At 29.6% G+C, this 3287-nt stretch carries 4 protein-coding genes; 3 read left to right on the forward strand and 1 reads right to left on the reverse strand.

The window, feature by feature from the left end; translation table 11 throughout:
* From V7056_RS20510 to V7056_RS20520, 3 genes are all read left to right on the forward strand, one after another.
* The coding region (locus V7056_RS20510) for a glycosyltransferase family 2 protein (RefSeq protein ID WP_499704237.1) at positions 1-576 on the forward strand (576 nt) is incomplete at its 5' end.
* On the forward strand, positions 569-1429 hold the full coding sequence (locus V7056_RS20515) for a polysaccharide deacetylase family protein (protein ID WP_499704238.1): 861 nt from the start codon (positions 569-571) through the stop codon (positions 1427-1429). The genes V7056_RS20510 and V7056_RS20515, both read left to right, overlap by 8 nt.
* Before the next feature lie 381 nt (positions 1430-1810).
* Positions 1811-2329, forward strand: a complete 519-nt coding sequence (locus tag V7056_RS20520; RefSeq protein ID WP_499704239.1) for a hypothetical protein — start codon at positions 1811-1813, stop codon at positions 2327-2329.
* A 264-nt stretch (positions 2330-2593) separates the two neighbouring features.
* On the opposite strand, the gene V7056_RS20525 is transcribed toward V7056_RS20520, so the two are convergent.
* Positions 2594-3287 (reverse strand): hypothetical protein (locus tag V7056_RS20525; RefSeq protein ID WP_499704240.1); only part of this gene is annotated, 694 nt, incomplete at its 5' end.

Below are 3287 nucleotides of genomic sequence, written 5' to 3' on the forward strand. Positions count from 1 at the left end.
CAATATATTTTAAAAAATCGTGGCAAGAAAATGGTCTTTGTTCCAGAAGCAGTATGTTATACAGAGTGTCCTGAAACATGGCGGGATTTATTTAAACAACGGGTTCGCTGGCAAAAGGCATTTATTGACTGTATCATTCATTATTTCCCTATGCTTGTAAAGACATTTCCTTTTCGGACTGTTTCTTTCTTTATGCTGATTGATTCATTTGTTATTGGTACAATTGCTGTTTATATTACGTTATTTAATTTGGGATATAATCTCATTACAAATATAGATGGAGCTAAGAATCTAATGATAATCTATCTGTTGGGTTCAGTTACATTTAATTTGATTTACAGTATGTTTGCAGTTTATCTAGCTCGATTCTATGGGGTTCATTTCAGAGGAAAAGATAAGGTACGATTGGCTGTTACGATTGTATTAGATTTATTTGTGTATCGCTTTGTTACAATATTTTTTGTTCTATACGGAACATTGGCATATTTTGTGAACCGCAATGACTGGAACAAAGTTGCTAGAACAGGACGTACTTATGAATTAGAGAAGGATAAAGGAATGGTGAAAGTTGGATAAAAAGCTTGTTTATGTATATGCTGTGATGATTTCATTGTTCATAATAGCATATCCTTTCATGAAGAGTAGCGCAACATACTTAGACGATTCAAATCCAAAAAATAAAGTAGTATTGCTGCAAAATAGGTGTAGGCCGTTAGCTGATAGAAATATAGAAGATCTACAAGAAATAGAAAGAAAACAAAATAAAGCAAACATAATTTTTACGATGGATGATGGTTGGGAATCTCAATATACTCATGCTTTTCAAATCTTAAATGAGAAAGGTATGAAAGGAAGTATAGCGGTTATTCCAACTAAAGTAGGTACTGATGGTTATATGACATTAAGTCAATTAAATACGCTATATGCATCAGGTTGGGACTTAATGAATCATACATATTCACATCTTCATTTAGTAAATTTATCAAACAAGAAGCAAAAAAAAGAATTTGATCAAGCAAGAACATGGCTTAATAATCATTGTTTTACAAGAGCAAGTGATATAGCAGTTTATCCATACGGTTCTTATAATCAAGACACATTGGATATTTTACAGGAAGAACATTTTCGAAGTGCGCGCACGATTGTCGATGGAATTCAATCTAATCAACTAAAAAAATATGAAATACGTACAATCAACTTGCTTCCTACTACTGATATAAAATGGGTGAAACAAGAAATTGATCAGGCAATACAAACAAAACAAACAATTGTATTTACGAATCATCGTTTTAACAAAAAACCCGATGCTGCACAAATGAATTTTGACCCTGGAAAATTTAAAACGATTGTAAATTATGTTGATCGTAAAAAAGATAATTTAAATATACTTACCTATTCTGAGTGGTTGGATGTTAAGGGAATACGTTAAGTGATTTACAGTTTAAAGAAGCTTCTTAATGGAGCTTCTTTTATTTTATATATTTTTCTCTAAAAAAAAACGAATTTGGACCTATTTATTTTTTGTATGGAATGCGGTGATTATTCAAATTCTAAAAAAGGAATATCAAAAAATCATATTGTGTTGATTTAACCAAATTTATTCCAAATCGCTAAAAAGATTCATGTTGATGTTTTGAGCAAACAATCAACAGTTTTAAATTATATCATTTTAAAAAAGCATTTGACTGTTTACCGATATGGTACTGAAATCACTTATTGGATTGTTTACACAGTTAAATAAAAAAAAGAAGCAGTGGCTTGCATTTGGAGTAGCCAAATTTGATTACATAAAAAATTAGGGGGTTAAAAGTTGGAATTCTATAATGTTTTTGGAAATAAAAAAGAACTCGAAGTAAATGAAGGTGAACGTGTAGAAATTATTATAAGAAGTGATCAATATTGTATCAATGATGAGGAACCATTATATCATTCTGGAACACTCAATGAAATCGTATATGGAAAAGATGCAAAAGGAGGTTCTGAACCAGTAGGAATACAGGTTACATTTGATAAGGATACTGTCTACAATGACGGAGAAAAAGAATTTATATCTTTTGATGCAATTGAAGATGTCTTTAGTAAAAAGTATGAGATTGTTGGATACGCAATGTTAAACGAGGGAATTAGCTTAAGTGTAAAAGGTAAGAATGTAGGAAAAGTTATTAATTTTGACTATATTAACGGGAACTTAATTCCAGTTTCAATTCAAGAAGAAAATGATTCCTTAAAAAATACAATTTCAGATGAAGACGCTGAATTAATCCAAGACATCATGCGATATGGAACACCTCAAAAGTTTTCTCATTATATTCTTACTAAATCAAGATGATAAGGAAATTTCTTTATATTGGATTTAGTTGTTCTGCTTTACGTAAATACTTATTATTAAAATGAAAAGAGGCATGTTAAATTTGCCTCTTTTTATATTGCCTAAATAAAATAGAAATTTGATCATATCTTTTGCGTTAAATTAGGGTCAATAATCATGGTTATATGAATATATTGACGGTAGTACTTTTAATGAGATATGAAAAAATCAAACAGGAGAACAAAAAAGAACGAGAGCTGGTTTGGCAGGCAGTCAAAAGGCACATTATATGTGCCTTTTTTTGTTATCATTTTTTATTGAATGAAATAAAAGAGAGATTTGGTTTATATCTCGTTGTGTGAGAGTTGGCTCAATAATAATAACAGGATGGATTGTATCAATATCTAAGTGAAAATCTGCAATAATAAATTCTATTGAAAGTTCATCTAAGTTTTGAGACTCAAAATCACCTTGTTTTGGTTGCAGAATATTCATTTTATGACCGAATTCCTTTATTAGTTTTGTAGAAATATATCGATAAACTGCCGGTCCATTACTTGTTAGTAATAATATATTTTTTTTCAACATATCTAATTTAATTTTAGTTGCTTGGATATTCAATGTTACTTTAGCAATTCCGTCTTTTGTAATTTCAGGGTATGACTTTTCATTTGTCCATTCGAACAAAATGTTTTTTACTTTCGTAAATAATTCGGGGTAATTCTCATTTGTAAAACGATCTAATGGATAAGAAGGTTCTCTTTTTTCAATCGAATATAAAACCAATGAGTATCGTTTGTATTGACTTTGAAAAGTATATAGAAAATCCTCATCATTAAGTAATGAAATTCCTAATTTGTTTTCTAATCTTTCTACTAAGTCAAACATGTCTTGATAATATGACGTTTTTTTACTATGGAATAGCAATAAAAATTCAGATTTTTCAATTTCACCAAAACTATAATAAGGTAAAGTAGAT

It is taken from the genome of Bacillus sp. JJ664, from assembly GCF_036962205.1.
GTDB lineage: Bacteria > Bacillota > Bacilli > Bacillales > Bacillaceae_G > Gottfriedia.